This is a genomic window from Azospirillum brasilense, assembly GCF_022023855.1.
Lineage (GTDB): Bacteria > Pseudomonadota > Alphaproteobacteria > Azospirillales > Azospirillaceae > Azospirillum > Azospirillum brasilense_F.
Genome location: NZ_CP059449.1, coordinates 1489894 through 1505751, shown reverse-complemented (window position 1 = coordinate 1505751; position 15858 = coordinate 1489894). Strand labels below are relative to the sequence as shown.

Below are 15858 nucleotides of genomic sequence, written 5' to 3'. Positions count from 1 at the left end.
TTTCCATCGACACGTCCCCCGCCACGGGTGGACCATAACCTTGAAAAGGCACTGTTTTTAAAGCACCGGACCAGTCCGGCACCCTGTCAGGGCCATGCGCGCCGCCGGTGATTCCGGCCACAGCGTCCCACCCGGCCCACCCAGGCCACCCGGCGTTCCGGCCGATGCCCACTCGGGAAGACGCCATACGGGAGGTGTGCATGCCCCATACTCAGATCCAGACGGCCCGCTGCGCTGCGCTGGTCGGCCCCTATCTCAGCGGCAAGACATCGCTTCTGGAAAGCCTGCTGTCCGCCGCCGGGGCGACCACGCGCAAGGGCAGCGTCCGCGACGGCAACGCGGTCGGCGACAGCTCCCCCGAGGCCAAGGCCCGGCAGATGAGCGTCGAGGTCAACGTCGCCTCCTTCGAGTTCCTGGGCGAGCGCTGGAGCGTGCTCGACTGCCCCGGCTCGGTGGAACTGGCCTGCGAGACGCAGAGCGCCCTGATGGTGGCGGACGTCGCCGTGATCGTCGCCGAGGCGGTGCCGGAAAAAGCCGTGCTGCTCGCCCCCCTGTTCAAGTTCCTCGACGACAACCGCATCCCCCACCTGCTGTTCATCAACAAGGTGGACAGCCTGGGCGACCTGCGGGTTCGCGACGTGGTGCAGGCCTATCAGGCGGTGTCGGCGCGCAAGCTGGTGCTCCGCGAGGTGCCGATCCGCGAGGGCGGGAAGATCACCGGCTTCGTCGATCTGGTCAGCGAGCGCGCTTGGCACTTCAACCCGCACAAGCCGTCCAACCTCGTCCAGATCCCCGACAGCCTGAAGGACCGCGAGCACGAGGCCCGGCAGGAGATGCTGGAGGCGGTGGCCGACTACGACGATGCCCTGCTGGAAAAGCTGCTGGAGGACGTCGCCCCCGACACGCAGGAGGTCTATGACCGGCTGGCCAGCGAGCTGGCCGACGATCTGATCGTCCCGGTCTTCTTCGGCTCGGCGGAGAACGACAACGGCATCCGCCGCCTGCTGAAGGCGTTGCGCCACGAGGGGCCGGACGTCGCCACCTCGGCGGAGCGCGCCGGCATCCCGGCGGATGCCACGGTGGCGGCCCAGGTCTTCAAGACGTTGAACGGCTCCCACGCCGGCAAGATCAGCCTCGCCCGGGTCTGGCGCGGTACGGTCAACGACGGCATGACGCTGGGCGGGGAGCGGGTGTCCGGCGTCTTCCGCATGATGGGCCACAATCAGGAGAAGCTGTCCCAGGCGGCGGCCGGCGAGGTGGTGGCGCTCGGCCGGCTGGACAAGGCGGCGACCGGTGACTTGCTGACCGACAAGGGCAACGCCGGCCGGGCGGCGCTGTGGCCGGAGCTGCCGCCGCCCGTCTTCGGCCTCGCCCTGCACGCCCAGAACCGCAACGACGAGGTGAAGCTGACCGCCGCCATCCAGAAGCTGGTCGAGGAGGACCCGTCCCTGCGTCTGGACCAGTCCACCGACACCGGCGAGCTGGTGCTGTGGGGCCAGGGCGACATCCATCTCCAGATCGCCATGGACCGGCTGCGCAACAAGTTCAACGTCTCGGTCAAGGGCGTGCCGCCGCAGGTGCCCTACCGCGAGTCGATCCGCAAGGGCACGGCCCACCACGCCCGCTACAAGCGGCAGACCGGCGGACACGGCCAGTTCGCCGACATCCATGTCGAAGTGAAGCCGTTGCCCCGCGGCACCGGCTTCCAGTTTGAGGACGGCATCGTCGGCGGCGTCGTGCCGCGCCAGTTCATCCCGGCGGTGGAGACCGGCGTGCGCGACTACGCGGTGCGCGGGCCGCTGGGCTTCCCCGTGGTCGATTTCGCGGTGAAGCTGACCGGCGGCCAGTTCCACGCCGTGGACAGCTCCGAGATGGCCTTCAAGACGGTGGCGCGGCAGGCGATGACCGAGGCGCTTCCGGCCTGCGAGCCGGTGCTTCTGGAACCGATCCTGACCGTCTCCATCGCCGTGCCCAGCGACTTCACCTCGAAGGTGCAGCGGCTGGTCAGCGGACGGCGTGGGCAGATCCTCGGCTACGACGCGCGCCCCGGCTGGCAGGGCTGGGACGAGGTGAAGGCCTATCTGCCGCAGGCAGAGATGCACGACCTGATCGTCGAGCTGCGCTCCCTCTCCCTCGGCGTCGGCACCTTCACCTGGAGCTTCGAGCGGCTGCAGGAGCTGACCGGCAAGGCCGCCGACAAGGCGGTGGAGATCCGCAAGGAGACGCTGGCCGCGCAATAAAACCTCGAATTCCCTCTCCCGCCCCTTTCCGGGAGCGGGAGAGGGGAGCCGTTTTCGGTCCAAACCGGTCGATTCAACCTGTCCGTGGCCCTTCCGCATCCCCAAGTGTCGTCCGATCCATTCAATCGACCGCATACGAAAGGAACAGCGCGCCATGGATGCTCACAGGCAACCCGCCGGCCGGCGCCCGGCAGCCTTCATCCGGGAGTTCATGAGCAACGAGGCCTCGGGCGGCATCCTGCTGATGGTCGCCGCGGCGCTGGCTCTGGTGGTGGCGAACTCCCCCCTGTCCACCGCTTATTTCGACACGCTCCACACCTACATCCTCGGGCTCAGCATCGGCCATTGGATCAACGATGGCCTGATGGCGGTCTTCTTCCTGCTGGTCGGGCTGGAGATCAAGCGGGAGATGCTGGATGGCCAGCTTTCCACTTGGTCGTGCCGCGTCCTGCCCGGTGTCGCGGCGGCGGGCGGCATGCTGGTGCCGGCGCTGGTCTATCTCGCCTTCAACGCCGGCAACCCGGCCACGGTCAACGGCTGGGCCATCCCGGCGGCGACCGACATCGCCTTCGCGCTCGGCGTCCTGTCGCTGCTCGGGCCGCGCGTCCCCGTCTCCCTGAAGATCTTCCTGACCGCCCTGGCGATCATCGACGATCTGGGCGCCGTCATCATCATCGCCCTGTTCTACACCGCCGACCTGTCCCTGCCGGCGCTCGGCGTGGCGGCGCTGCTCCTGGCGGCGCTCATCGGCCTGAACCGGTTCGGCGTGCGCAGCCTCTTTCCCTATCTGGTCCTCGGTGCGGGCCTGTGGGGCGCGGTCCTGCTCTCCGGCGTGCACGCGACGCTGGCCGGCGTGACCCTGGCCCTGACCATTCCGCTGCGCCCCGCCGCCGGCGAGGCGGCGGACCCGCACGCGCCGCTGCTCCGGCTGGAGCATGGCATCCACCCCTGGGTGGCCTTCCTGATCGTCCCAGTCTTCGGCTTCGCCAACGCGGGCGTGTCCTTCGCCGGAATGGACGCCTCGATCCTCACCGGCCCGCTGCCGCTGGGCATCGCGCTTGGCCTGTTCCTCGGCAAGATGGTCGGCGTGTTCGGCACCGCCTGGCTGACCATCCGGCTGGGCTTCGCCGGCATGCCGGCCGGGGCCAGCACCGCGCAGCTCTACGGCGTCGCCCTGCTGTGCGGCATCGGCTTCACCATGAGCCTGTTCATCGGAGCGCTGGCCTTCCCGACCTCGCCGGAGCTGGGCGACGCGGTGAAGGTGGGTGTCTTCGCCGGCTCGATCCTGTCGGCGACGGCGGGCGCCTTGGTTCTGCGGCTGGTGTCGGCCAAGGACGCCGCGCCGGCCCTGCAGGCCGCGGGCACCGACCGCCGCGCGTAAAACAGAAGCGCACAAACGAAAAGAGGGGGCCTTGCGGCCCCCTCTTCCTTTTCCACCGGTCGCGAGCGCCGGGGATCAGTCCTTCAGATTGCCGCAGGCGCGCTGGATGCGCTTGCAGGCCTCTTCCAGGGCCTCGGTGCTGGTCGCGTAGGAGATGCGGAAGTGCGGGGCGAGGCCGAAGGCCGAACCCTGGACGACCGCCACACCTTCCGACTCCAGCAGGTAGGTGACGAAGTCCTCGTCGGTCTCGATCACCTTGCCGTCCGGCGTCGTCTTGCCGATGGTGCCGGCGCAGGACGGGTAGACGTAGAAGGCGCCTTCCGGCTTCGGGCAGGAGATGCCCTTGGCCTGGTTCAGCATCGACACCACCAGATCGCGGCGCTGGGCGAACACCGCCGCACGCTCCGCGATGAAGTCCTGCGGGCCGTTCAGCGCCTCGACGGCGGCGGCCTGGGCGATCGAGGTCGGGTTGGAGGTCGACTGGCTCTGGATCACGCCCATCGCCTTGATCAGCGCCTTCGGGCCGCCGGCGTAGCCGATGCGCCAGCCGGTCATGGCGTAGGACTTCGACACGCCGTTGACGGTCAGCGTGCGGTCGTACAGCGCCGGCTCGACCTGGGCCGGGGTCACGAACTCGATGCCGTCGTAGAGCAGGTGCTCATACATGTCATCGGTCATCACCCAGACCTGCGGGTGCTTCACCAGCACGTCGGTCAGGGCCTTCATCTCGTCGCGCGTGTAGGCGGCACCCGACGGGTTGGACGGGGAGTTCAGGATCAGCCACTTGGTCTTCGGCGTGATCGCCTTCTCCAGGTCGGCGGGCTGCAGCTTGAAGCCCTGCTCGGCCGGGCAGGACACGAAGACCGGCGTGCCTTCCGCCAACTCCACCATGTCCGGGTAGGACACCCAGTAGGGGGCCGGGATGATGACCTCGTCGCCGGAGTTCAGCGTCGCCATCAGGGCGTTGTACAGCACCTGCTTGCCGCCGACGCCGACCGTGATCTGGTCGGGCGCGTAGGTCAGGCCGTTCTCGCGCTCGAACTTGGCGCAGATGGCCTTCTTCAGCGCGGGCGTGCCGTCCACGGCCGTGTACTTGGTGTCGCCGGCCTGGATGGCCTTGATGGCGGCGTCCTTGATGTTGTCGGGGGTGTCGAAGTCCGGCTCGCCGGCGCCGAGGCCGATGACGTCGCGACCGGCCGCCGCAAGCTCGCGGGCTTTCTGGGTGACGGCAATGGTCGGCGAGGGCTTGATGCGCGACAGACGGGACGCGATGATCGACATGGCGTACTGGCCCCTATGACGAAGGTGGCGGAAGGTTCGGGTGAGAACTTGGTATGACCGCGCGAACGCGACGCGGGACCTTACTTCCGCCTTATTGCTCTTGCAAGCCGATCACTCCCTGAGCGGAGCGGTTTCCCGGCCGGCGGACGCGCCATGCGGCGCGGAAGCCGCTTGCTGCACCGCACAGGCCCGGCTTGACAGCCGGCGCGGCGGACGGGGTATCTTACCTCTTTCTAATCAAACCCATCATCCGGAGGATCTGCATGCTCACCCGCGTCACGCTGGCCGCCACGGCCGCCCTGCTCCTCGTCGGCGGCACGGCGATGGCCCAGGACTCGATCAAGGCGCGCAAGGACGGTTTCCAGACCAGCAAGAACGCGATGGCCGAGATCAAGGACCTGCTGGGGAGCGACAAGGTCGCCCAGGTCGGCCCGGCCGCCCAGCGCATGAGCGCCTTCGCCGCCCAGATCCCCACTCTGTTCCCGGCGGGCAGCGACAAGGGCGACACCAAGGCCAAGGCCGACATCTGGGCGAACAACGCCGACTTCACCGCCAAGGCCCAGGCCTACGAGGCGGCCGCCAAGGGGCTGGAAGCCGCCGCGGCGTCCGGCGACAAGGCCGCCACCGCCAAGCAGTTCGCCGCCGTGGGCGGCGCCTGCAAGGCCTGTCACGAGCGCTACCGCGCCGACTGATCCGGCCGGTCCGCAAACGCGTCCTTCCCCGCCAAGCGTGGGGAAGGACCCTTGCGGCGACCCTCAGCCCGCCTGCACCACCGCCGCCACCAGACCCGCCGCCGCGGCCAACACCGCCAGGGCCAGAGTGGCCGGACGGCGCTTCGGCGATTCGATCGGCGCATCCGCCGGAATCGCCTTCCGCCCCGTGACCATCGGGCGGATCAGATTGTCCCGCTTGACCAGCAGATAGGCCAGCACGGCCAGCACATGCACGCCGATCAGGATGAGGATTCCGTCGGCCAGGATGCGGTGCAGCGTGCTGAACCCCGCCACCATACTCCCCGATGCCAGCGCCACCAGCGGCCCGTCCACCAGGATGTCGTCGGAGGTGAAGAGGCCGGCCACCGCCTGGAGCGTCAGCGCCCCCAGCAGAGCCAGCACCATCAGCCCGCCCATCGGATTGTGCCCGACGACCGGCGCGGGTTCCTTGCCGCCGCGACCGGCGCGGAGCATCCCGCAGGCGTAGGCGAGGACGGCGCGCGGACCCTTCACGAAGTGGCTGAAGCGCGCCGTCTGGCTGCCGATCAGCCCCCAGACCAGCCGGAACAGCAGGAGCGCCAGGATCGCCTCCCCCGCCAGCATGTGGATGGTCATGCGGTCGGTCTTGGCGGAGACGACCGCGACCGTCACCAAAAGGACCAAGCTCCAGTGAAACAGGCGCGTCGGCAAGTCCCAGACGGCCACGTCGCGCCGGGCCTTCGTGCGATTTGTGGTATTACCAACAACCATGAATCACCCCTCGCTTCGTCTGTTCTTCCTTAGACTATGCCCCAAGGCGGTGCCTTTTGCCCAGCTTTCGGAAAAAAAGCGACAATCGAGAGGGTAGGCGGCGGCGCAGCACTGTCATTGCACTTGAAGAAGCGGGTGGACGACGGATATGACGTACTCAAAAATCCGGCCCAACCCCGTTCCACCCCCGTCCAATCAAGGATGCCCGCGTCATGCCCGACAAGCAGCTTCTCCACCTCGTCTTCGGCGGCGAACTCGTCCGTCCCGATTCCGACCAGTTCGTCGATCCGACGAAGGTCCACATCGTGGGCATCTTCCCCAACTACGACGAGGCGTACAAGGCGTGGCGCGGCGCCACCGGGATGACCATCGACGACGCCCACACCCGCTATTTCATCGTGCACCTGCACCGCCTGCTCGATCCGTCGGCGGATGGGCACAAGCACGATTGACGGACGGCCGCAGCGGCGGCGCGGGGAACCCTCCGCGCCGCCGCTGTGTTGAGGCCTCCCGATGGCGGTTCTTATTCACCAGCGACACGCATTTCGGCCACGCCGGCGCACTCAGCCGCTTCCGCCGCCCCTTCACGTCGGTCGCGGAGATGGACGAGGTCATGGCGGCCAACTGGAACGCCACGGTCGGCCCGGACGACGAGGTGTGGCACCTCGGCGATTTCGCCCTACACCGCAAGCCGGACGCCATGGCGGCGCTTCTGGAGCGGTTGCACGGCACCAAGCACCTGATCACCGGCAACAACGACGGCCCCGCCACGCTGGCCCTGCCCGGCTGGGCGAGCGTCCAGCCTTACGCGGAACTTTCGCTGGGCGAGCGGCGGCGTGCTGTGCCACTACGCCTTTCGCACTTGGAACGGCATGTACAAGGGCGCTTTGAACCTGCACGGCCACAGCCACGGCCAGTTGAAGGGTATGCCCCGGCAATTCGACGTCGGTGTGGATGTGTGGGATTTCCGCCCGGTGACCGTCGATGAAATTCTTGCCTCACGGCAACGGACGAAGAAACGGGAATAGTCCATGCGACGCCCGCCTCGGCCTTCCGCAAAGAAAGGGCGGCGCAGCGGGAATGGCGTGGATGGCGTCCGATGGAAATCGGCTGAGCCGGCTTGGTCTATGGACCGGCTCCACTCAGCGGCTTGCTGAGAAAATCTGGCGGAGGGCGAAGTCCGAGGCGAGGTTCCCTGACCCCAACAAGGCCGACAAGAGACAGGTTCCGTCGGAGTCCGAGACCGTTCCACTGCTCAACAGGGAAAATACAGGGAAATGCGGCTGGTGCGCTGACGTGGGCTAGCTTCGGGGATACCGTTTGGTGCTGACATTTTCAGCCTTGCGGCGCGCTCAACCGATTCGGACGCCAATCGGAAACAGGGAATTCCTGTTCGTTGTATCCGCGGCCCTGAACGCTTGGTCGTGCCCCACAGTTCCTACACCACGCTCGGGGACGCGACCCCCCTCAGGATATCTGTACAGCGGATTGGAGATCATGTTGGATGATCTCTGTGGGACTGATTAATGTCCCCTTGGCCGACAGAGGAGCGCGGCCCATGCGTACTCATTCACGTTGCACCCGTTTCGCTTACACGTTTTGCGGCGTTCTTCTGATCGCACTGGCGACCGTTGCCATTGCTTGCCCGGCGGACGCCCGTCCAGGCGATGTCCGGACCGTCTACGCCGTGCCAAAAAACCCTTCGCACGAGGCGATTTACCGGACGTTGCAGGACAAGCGCGTGTTGGAACGCATCCGCGACCGCGTTGAGGGAATCGACCTGCCGCGCGTGCTGACCATCAGGACCGAGGGGTGCGACGGTGAGATCAATGCCTCCTACGAGACCTCCGACGCCACGCTGACCATCTGTTACGAATATCTCGCCTACATCCAGGAACTCGGACAGAACATCCCACCGGCCGGTGTCAGCGAGGGGCTGACGCCTGCGAACTACATCGTCGGCCCCTTTCTGGAGGTCGTGCTTCACGAACTCGCCCACGCCATTTTCGATCTGAAGAAAGTGCCGATCCTGGGCCGTGAGGAGGATGCCGCCGATCAAATTGCCGCCTACACGTTGTTGCAGTTGGGTAAGGACGAGGCCCGCCGGGTAATCGCCAGCGTTGCCGTGATGTACGCGAGCGAGGCGAAGGAAGCGCCGACGGAGTTGAAGGACTTCGCGAACGAGCACAGCTTGCCAGCCCAACGTTTCTACAACTTGATATGTATCAGCTATGGCTCCGACCGGAAGAGCTTCGGCGATTTCGTGGAGAAGGGCTATCTGCCGGCCGAACGGGCCGAACTGTGCGAAGAGGAGTACCGGCAGGTCAAGTTTGCCTACGAAAAGCTCGTGGCGCCCCATTTGAAGGGGGTGCGAAAGGCGAACCGCTCCGGGTGAGCATCCGCTCCGACCTTCCCGCGTTGGAAAGGCCAAATGAAGTTTGACCATCCCCGTTTTCCGTGCAGAGGGAAGCTGGTCAAGTGGCCTCAAGACCGCGATGGCAAAAAAGATAAAATCAATTCCAATGAAAACCTGCCTCTATCGCAGAAGCGGCACGACCATAGGTTTGCTCTCGAGCAGGTGGACATCATTATTATAGCCAAAAATTAGATACCCTGCGATGGCTATTGCCCCAATGACAACGACCGTTTTTGCTATCAGGATGATGAGGTATTTATACTGTGATTTTTCCATTGGCTTCCTGCGGTTGTGCATCATGTTCATTGTCCCGAGAGAACCGAATGTTTTTTTTGGAACGCGAGGCGCCCGGACGTTCGCAATTTTTCCTGATCTGCGAACGCCGAAGCCCGTTTGATCCATGCCGCTAACGCCGACCACCCAACCGACCACCACCCAGCCTGCCGCCACCAAAGCTGCCGCGATCAAACGAGCCGGTCCGGGTTCCTGCACCACTGCGATCCAGGCCACCGCTGGATCCTGCCGGGAAGCGCGATGGCCCGGCCGCGGCAGGCGTCACGGAACGGAGCGTCCCATCGCGGACGCGGGTCTGCATGCTGGAAACCACCTGTTGTCGCTTCTCCGCATCCAAGCCGCTCCATGCTTGTTGCACGCGCTCGCGCTCGTCGGCACTGAGAGCGTTCCACCGGTCACGAATCTGCTCCTTCTCCTCGGGTGAGAGCGTGTCCCACTTCTGCTTGAGCGCAGCCTTCTGCTCGTCGGTCAGCCCGGCAAGGAAGTCCACGTCACCCTCATCATAGTAGTAGACCCAATCGTCATCATAGAACGGGTAGCCCCAAGGGTCGTTCACATAAGCAACGCTTCCCGATCCGGCACAGCCGGCCAGGACGACCCCCAGTGCCCCCGCCAGAAACCTGCGTCGCGACCACATGCCGATCTTTCCCTCGTTTGCAGGTTGGAATAACGTAAGTCTTGGTCGAAATCACGGGCGTTCTACCGGTCACATGGATTGGCTGCCATTTGGTTTTTTACATCCGCATGACCACCCGCCCGTCGATCTCGTTGTTGCGCATCCGGCTGAACACGTCGTTGATGTTTTCCAAGTGCTCGACCGAATAATGAACCTTCACCTTGCCGTCACCGGCGAACTGGAGGCATTCGGCGAGGTCCAACCGGGTGCCGACGATCGATCCGCGGATCGTCTTCCGCATCAGAACCGTGCTGAAGATGTCCAGTTCGAACGATCCGGGCGGCAGGCCGACAAGGGCCATGGTGCCGCGCTTGGCGAGCATGCCGAGAGCCTGGTTGAAGGCATGCCGGGACACGGCGGTGACGAGCACGCCCTGGGCGCCACCGCACAATGCCTTGACCTCGGCAACCGGATCGGCCGTCTTCGCGTTGATCGCGGCGTCCGCGCCCATGGCACGGGCGAGCGCCAGCTTTTCGTCGGAAATGTCGACGGCGATCACGTCGAGCCCCATGGCCTTCGCGTACTGCACGGCAATGTGGCCGAGCCCGCCGATCCCGGAGATCACAACCGTGTCGCCGGGCTTGGTGTCGGTTTCCTTCAGCCCCTTGTAGACGGTTACGCCGGCGCACAGGATCGGGGCGGCCATTTCCCAGTCAAGCCTGTCCGGCAGGTGGCCGACATAGTTGGGATCCGCGAGCGTGTACTCCGCGAAGCCGCCGTTGACGGAGTAGCCGGTGTTCTTCTGCAGGTCGCACAAGGTTTCCCAGCCGGCGAGACACTGCCGGCAGTGCCCGCAGGCCGTGTGCAGCCAGGGAACGCCGACCCGGTCGCCCTCCTTCACCGCGGTCACGCCGGCGCCCACCGCGGCAACGGTGCCGACGCCCTCATGGCCTGGAATGAAGGGCGGGTTCGGCTTCACCGGCCAGTCGCCGTCGGCCGCGTGCAGGTCGGTGTGGCAAACACCCGAGGCTTCGATCTTGACCAGGATCTGGCCCGGACCGACCTCCGGCACCGGAACCTCTTCGATCGACAGCGGCATTTTGAATTGGCGGACCACCGCCGCTTTCATCGTTTTTGCCATGGTTCACTTCCTTGCCGTGGCTTCCATAGGAACGTTGATGATATCCAGCATGGCGGCGACGCCGTTGCCGGGCATTCCGGCGCTTTTCGGTTCAACGCTCCACGCTGGATCAGCTTTTCCGCTCCCTTGACGATCAGAACGCCAGGACCGTGCGAAGCACGATGACGTGCGCCTTGTCATCCGGCGAGCCCGTGGCCGCGGTCTCGGGGCGATCGCTGTTGGCGAGCACATAGTCGTACTGGGCGTTCACGGTCAGGCCCGAAGCGACCGTGTAACCGGCACCAACTTCGTAGGCCGTCACCCGCCGGCTGCCCGGATCGACCATGGAACCGGGGTCGACGCCGTACTTGTAATTCGCACCCACCACGATGGCTCCGGCGGTGTACTGCACACCCGCGGTCCAGTTGTACATATCGTCCGCGAAGAAACCCGAACGCTTGTTCTGGCCCGATTTGCCGAAACTGGTGTAACTGCCACCCACGGCGAAGCCGGCATAACCGAACTGCGCGCCAACCTGCCAAGCGTTCAGGTCGCGAAAGGAGTCCGCAGCCACCGTGCTGTCCGAGGACGTGCCCCAGAAATAGCCGGCACTGGCCTTGACGTCGAAGCCGAAGACGTTGCCGTCATAGTTCGCGCCGACCTCGACCAGATCGGTGAAGGAGTTGGTGACGCCCTGGTCGGCGATGGCGGAAGACGCTTTCGACCGGTTGACGTCCTGATTGAAGGAGTCGTTGCGCGGGGTGTAGCTGGCACCGAACTGCACGCCGGCAAAGCGTGGGGAGAAGTAGACGATCTTCGTTGCGTTGGCGTCCGGCGTCAGCGACGGCCACAGGATGCTGGCGGCATTGACGGCTTCGGCGACCCCACCGAGCACGTCGGAGCCCTGATACCGTCCGTTCGTCGGGTTGATGGACTGCCCGGCCGTCGTCGGGCCGACCCAGTTCGTCACCTGATCGAGATCGATGATGCTGGTCGGCAGATAGTCGCCCGGCGTCGAAATGAAGGTCTCATCGTTGAAGGAGTTGGACACGCCGAGGCGCACCTCGCCAAGCCTGCCCTGTGCGAAGATGAAGGCACGGTCGGCGTTGACGCCGGTGTCGGAACCGGAGGCGCGGAGGCGGATGCGGCCACCGTACTCCAGGCCGTTGTCCGCTTTGGCGACCGGCGTGATGTGCACGCGGAAGCGGTTGCGGAACTCGGTCGAACGCAGGCCGGAGTCAAGGTCCTGATTGACGAAGCCGGCTTCGAAGAAGGCATCGCCACCGATTTTTATCTCGTACTTGGCCTGAGCATTGGCTTCCCCGGCGGCCATTGCCAGAGCAGCGGCAGCGCAGCCTGCCAGAAAACAGCGGTTCATGATTGTCCCCTCCATCCTGGCAGTGATCACTCCACACGTTGAGCCAGAAGACGGAACTGCTCCTATCCGCGCCGGGCAGCGGTCGACACCATGTGCAGGGCTCGTCAGCCTTGCAGCGGCGGTGCGTTGCCCGGAGGCGTGTCGATGGTCGTTCTCCAAACCCGCAGACCGGAGACAGCGAAGAGAATCGTCACCAAGGGATTGAGAATGTTGAAGAAGCAGTACATGGCGAAGCCGGTCGCCGACACGCCGAGCGCTGCCGCCATATAGGCCCCGCAACTGTTCCAGGGGATCAGCGGTGAGGTCACCGTCGCCGAATCGCCGACGACGCGCGACAGCAGCACGGGAGCGAGGCCCCTCTTCGCGAATTCCGCCTTGAACAACCGGCCCGGCAGGGCGATCGAAATATACTGGTCCGAGGTGACGATGTTGGCGCCGATGCAGGTGGCGACCACGGTCGCCACGAGCCCGCCGACGGACCTCATCCGATGGATCACCGGGTCGATCAGGCGATTGAGGAGCCCGGCATGCTCCACCGTCGCGCCGAACGACAGCGCGGTGATGATCAGCCACACCGTGTTCATCATGCTGGACATGCCGCCCCGCGTCAGGATGACATCGAGGGACTCGTTGCCGCTGTGCGCGACGTAGCCGTTGGCGAGCGCCATCCACACCCCCTTCAGCATGGCGACGGCGGCAGGCATCTCCGGTGCGGCGGCGAAGGCGACGACGCGCGCCGGCTCCAGGACGACCGCCAGAAGCCCGCCCGCCAGGGCGCTGAAGAAAATCGTGATGAAGGGCGGAAACCGGGCGATCGACAGGCCGAGGACCAGAAGCAGGGGCGTGAAGGCCCAGAGCGACACCGTGAAGTGGCTTTCGATGCCGGACATCATGGCGGTCGCGTCGAAATCGCCGGGCGCCCCCAGCATCCCGAAGAGAAGGATGGCGACGAGCAGCGCCGGAACCGAGGTGAACAGCGATTCCCGGATGTGCTCGTAAATCCCGGCCCCCGTCACCGCGGTCGCCAGATTGGCGGTGTCGGACAGCGGGGAGGCCTTGTCGCCGAAATAGGCGCCGGAGATCACTGCTCCGGCCGTGATTTCCGGCGACAGGTTCATGCTGGCCGCCACGCCCATCAGGCCGATGCCGATGGTACCCGCAACGGTCCAGGAGCTTCCGATGCTGAAGCCGACCAGGGCGCAGATGATTGCGGTCGTCGCGTAGAAATAGTGGGGACTGAGGATCTGGAGGCCATAATAGACCATCGCCACGATGGTGCCGCTGAGCGCCCAGGTGCCGATCAGCGCGCCCACCGCCAGCAGGATCATGATGGCCGCGAGCCCGGTGGCGATGCCGTCGACCACGGCCTGGCGCACCCCGTCCCAGGGCATCCCGTTCTTGTAGGCGATCCCCGCCGCGATGATCCCGGAGAACAGCAGCGCCACCTGGTTCGGCCCGGCGGAGGCGTCCTTGCCGAACAGGAGGTAGGACAACGCGAGCAGGGCGATGAGGGCGATCATCGGAAGCAAGGCGTCAAGCAGGGTGGGCTGACGCGCCTTCCGCTTTTCTCCAGCCGCTGTCGGGATATGGTTCGAGACGTGGTTCGTCATGGTCGCAGCCCCCTTTTCCGGATCGCCGCCCCAATCAGGCCGACTACCCGTGCCAACTCGTCGTCGTGAAGGCGTTGTCGATCAGCGTGCCCTTCTCCCCGCGCACGATCGCCGGAATGTCGGCGAGCGACCCGATCGCCGCGGTTCGCCCCGTCGCCGTCGCGAACCGGCAGGCGGCGTCCACCTTCGGCCCCATGGACCCGGCCGGGAACGTGTGCCGGCCCATCGCGTCGGGGCTCGCGCGGTGGATGGCCCGCGCATCCGGCGTTCCCCAGCCGAGGAACACGGCCTCGGCGTCGGTCGCCATGATGAGGAGGTCGGCACCCAACTCGCGCGCCAGCAGCTCCGAGCAAAGGTCCTTGTCGATCACCGCCTCGACGCCGACCAGCGTGCGTTCCTTGTCCGGCTGGTGCATGGCCGGCTGGTACATGGTGGGTATCCCGCCGCCGCCGGCGCAGATCACGATGGTTCCCTGGTCCAGCAGCCAGCGGATCGGCCGGATCTCGAAGATGCGCTTGGGGGCCGGCGACGGCACGACCCGCCGCCAGGACGCGCCGTCCGCCTTGAACACCCACCCCTTCTCGGCCGCGATGCGCTGGGCCTCGGCGGCCCCGTAGACCGGCCCCACGAACTTGGTAGGGTCGTTGAAGGCCGGGTCGTCGCCGTCGACCTCCACCATGGTCAGCAGCGTGGCGAAAGGCACCTCGAACGGCAGCAGGTTGCCCAGCTCCTGCTCGATCATGTAGCCGATCATGCCCTCGGTCTCGGCCCCCAGGACGTCCAGCGGATAGGCCTCGTCCGGCCGGTAGGCGGCGCCCTGGAGCGCCAGCAGCCCGACCTGCGGCCCGTTGCCGTGGCTGATCACGAGCTGATGCTCCCGGGCGACGGGGGCCATGGCCTCGGCGGCGATGCGGATGTTGCGGCGCTGCACGTCGGCGGTCATCGGCTCGCCGCGTTTCAACAGAGCGTTGCCTCCCAAAGCGACGACGACGCGCATAGTCTCATTCTCCCCCTCATTCCCCCAGCGTGGCGACGAGAAGCGCCTTGATCGTGTGCATGCGGTTCTCCGCCTGCTCGAAGGCGATGTTCGCCTCCGATTCAAAGACTTCGTTGGTCACCTCGAGCCCGTTGGGCATCCCGTAGTCCTCGGCGATCTGCCGGCCAAGCGTCGTCTCGCTGTCGTGGAAGGCCGGCAGGCAGTGCATGAACTTGACCTGCGGGTTGCCGCTTGCCGCCATCAGCTCCGGGTTGACCTGATAGGGCTTCAGCAGCGCGATCCGCTCCCGCCACACGTCCTTGGGCTCGCCCATCGAAACCCAGACGTCGGTGTGGATGAAATCGACCCCGGCCACCGCTTCGGCGGTGTCGCTGGTGATGGTCAGCCGTGCGCCCGAGGCAGCCGCGAGCTTGTGGGCGATGGCGGTGTACTCCTCCGACGGCCACAGGCTCTGCGGTCCGCAGATGCGTACGTCCATGCCCATCAGGCAACCGACGATCATCAGCGAATGGCCCATGTTGGACCGGGTGTCGCCGACATAGGCGTACGTGATGTCGGTGATCGGCTTGTCGCTGTGCTCGCGCATCGTCATGACGTCGGCGAGCATCTGGGTCGGGTGGTATTCGTCGGTGAGGCCGTTGTAGACCGGTACACCCGCGTACTTCGCCAATTGCTCCACGCCGCCCTGCGCGGCGCCGCGGTACTCGATGGCGTCGTACATCCGGCCGAGGACGCGCGCGGTGTCCTTGAAGGACTCCTTGTGGCCGATCTGCGAGCCCGCGGGATCGAGGTAGGTGACGTTGGCGCCCTGGTCGTGGCAGGCGACTTCGAAGGCGCAGCGGGTCCGCGTCGACGTCTTTTCGAAGATCAGGCAGATCTCCTTGCCGCGCAGGTGCTGCTGCTCGGTCCTGGCGTACTTCGCACGCTTGAGGTCGCGCGCGAGGTCGAGCACATAGCGGAACTCCCGCGGCGTGTAATCCTGAACGGTGAGCAGCGACCGGTTGCGCAGATTGAAGCTCATCTTTTCCTCCTGGGGTTCCCTCCGGGTTCGTTGGCCGCGGC

Annotated in this window: 14 protein-coding genes; 6 read left to right on the top strand and 8 right to left on the bottom strand. The window is 65.8% G+C overall.

Annotated elements, in window-relative coordinates; translation table 11 throughout:
* Nucleotides 1–200 precede the first annotated feature (200 nt).
* Both H1Q64_RS07145 and nhaA read left to right on the top strand, forming a co-directional pair.
* Entirely contained in the window at nucleotides 201–2240 is a 2040-nt protein-coding gene (locus H1Q64_RS07145) for an elongation factor G (protein WP_237902958.1), read from the top strand.
* A 154-nt stretch (nucleotides 2241–2394) separates the two neighbouring features.
* Nucleotides 2395–3621 (top strand): Na+/H+ antiporter NhaA, encoded by a 1227-nt coding sequence (nhaA, locus tag H1Q64_RS07140; RefSeq protein WP_269145329.1) that lies wholly within the window; start codon nucleotides 2395–2397, stop codon nucleotides 3619–3621.
* Nucleotides 3622–3696: 75 nt separating this feature from the next.
* Here nhaA and H1Q64_RS07135 read toward each other — a convergent pair whose 3' ends face one another.
* Entirely contained in the window at nucleotides 3697–4902 is a 1206-nt protein-coding gene (locus H1Q64_RS07135; RefSeq protein ID WP_237902956.1) for a pyridoxal phosphate-dependent aminotransferase, read from the bottom strand.
* Nucleotides 4903–5165: 263 nt separating this feature from the next.
* Between H1Q64_RS07135 and H1Q64_RS07130 the strand changes: the two genes are divergently transcribed.
* The gene (locus H1Q64_RS07130; protein WP_038529411.1) at nucleotides 5166–5594 is read left to right on the top strand and encodes a c-type cytochrome; all 429 of its coding nucleotides are present in this window, start codon (nucleotides 5166–5168) and stop codon (nucleotides 5592–5594) included.
* Between the two features lie 63 nt (nucleotides 5595–5657).
* Here H1Q64_RS07130 and H1Q64_RS07125 read toward each other — a convergent pair whose 3' ends face one another.
* Complete coding sequence (locus tag H1Q64_RS07125; protein WP_237902955.1) at nucleotides 5658–6365, bottom strand: cytochrome b/b6 domain-containing protein; 708 nt, start codon at nucleotides 6363–6365, stop codon at nucleotides 5658–5660.
* A 212-nt stretch (nucleotides 6366–6577) separates the two neighbouring features.
* Between H1Q64_RS07125 and H1Q64_RS07120 the strand changes: the two genes are divergently transcribed.
* The 3 genes from H1Q64_RS07120 (at nucleotide 6578) to H1Q64_RS07110 (ending at nucleotide 8760) form a co-directional block, all read left to right on the top strand.
* Complete coding sequence (locus tag H1Q64_RS07120) at nucleotides 6578–6817, top strand: DUF4170 domain-containing protein (RefSeq protein WP_035675610.1); 240 nt, start codon at nucleotides 6578–6580, stop codon at nucleotides 6815–6817.
* A gap of 149 nt (nucleotides 6818–6966) precedes the next feature.
* Complete coding sequence (locus H1Q64_RS07115; RefSeq protein ID WP_237902954.1) at nucleotides 6967–7353, top strand: hypothetical protein; 387 nt, start codon at nucleotides 6967–6969, stop codon at nucleotides 7351–7353.
* 570 nt (nucleotides 7354–7923) lie between these two features.
* The gene (locus H1Q64_RS07110) at nucleotides 7924–8760 is read left to right on the top strand and encodes a DUF4344 domain-containing metallopeptidase (protein ID WP_237902953.1); all 837 of its coding nucleotides are present in this window, start codon (nucleotides 7924–7926) and stop codon (nucleotides 8758–8760) included.
* Between the two features lie 427 nt (nucleotides 8761–9187).
* Here H1Q64_RS07110 and H1Q64_RS07105 read toward each other — a convergent pair whose 3' ends face one another.
* The 6 genes from H1Q64_RS07105 to H1Q64_RS07080 form a co-directional block, all read right to left on the bottom strand.
* On the bottom strand, nucleotides 9188–9712 hold the full coding sequence (locus tag H1Q64_RS07105) for a DUF3106 domain-containing protein (protein ID WP_237902952.1): 525 nt from the start codon (nucleotides 9710–9712) through the stop codon (nucleotides 9188–9190).
* A 97-nt stretch (nucleotides 9713–9809) separates the two neighbouring features.
* On the bottom strand, nucleotides 9810–10832 hold the full coding sequence (adhP, locus tag H1Q64_RS07100; protein WP_237902951.1) for an alcohol dehydrogenase AdhP: 1023 nt from the start codon (nucleotides 10830–10832) through the stop codon (nucleotides 9810–9812).
* A gap of 133 nt (nucleotides 10833–10965) precedes the next feature.
* Entirely contained in the window at nucleotides 10966–12189 is a 1224-nt protein-coding gene (locus tag H1Q64_RS07095; RefSeq protein ID WP_237902950.1) for a porin, read from the bottom strand.
* Nucleotides 12190–12293: 104 nt separating this feature from the next.
* Complete coding sequence (locus H1Q64_RS07090; RefSeq protein WP_237902949.1) at nucleotides 12294–13799, bottom strand: Na+/H+ antiporter NhaC family protein; 1506 nt, start codon at nucleotides 13797–13799, stop codon at nucleotides 12294–12296.
* A gap of 43 nt (nucleotides 13800–13842) precedes the next feature.
* Nucleotides 13843–14796, bottom strand: coding sequence for a carbamate kinase (gene arcC, locus H1Q64_RS07085; RefSeq protein ID WP_237902948.1), 954 nt, complete (start codon nucleotides 14794–14796; stop codon nucleotides 13843–13845).
* 16 nt (nucleotides 14797–14812) lie between these two features.
* Entirely contained in the window at nucleotides 14813–15817 is a 1005-nt protein-coding gene (locus tag H1Q64_RS07080; RefSeq protein WP_038529468.1) for an ornithine carbamoyltransferase, read from the bottom strand.
* Between the last annotated feature and the right edge of the window lie 41 nt (nucleotides 15818–15858).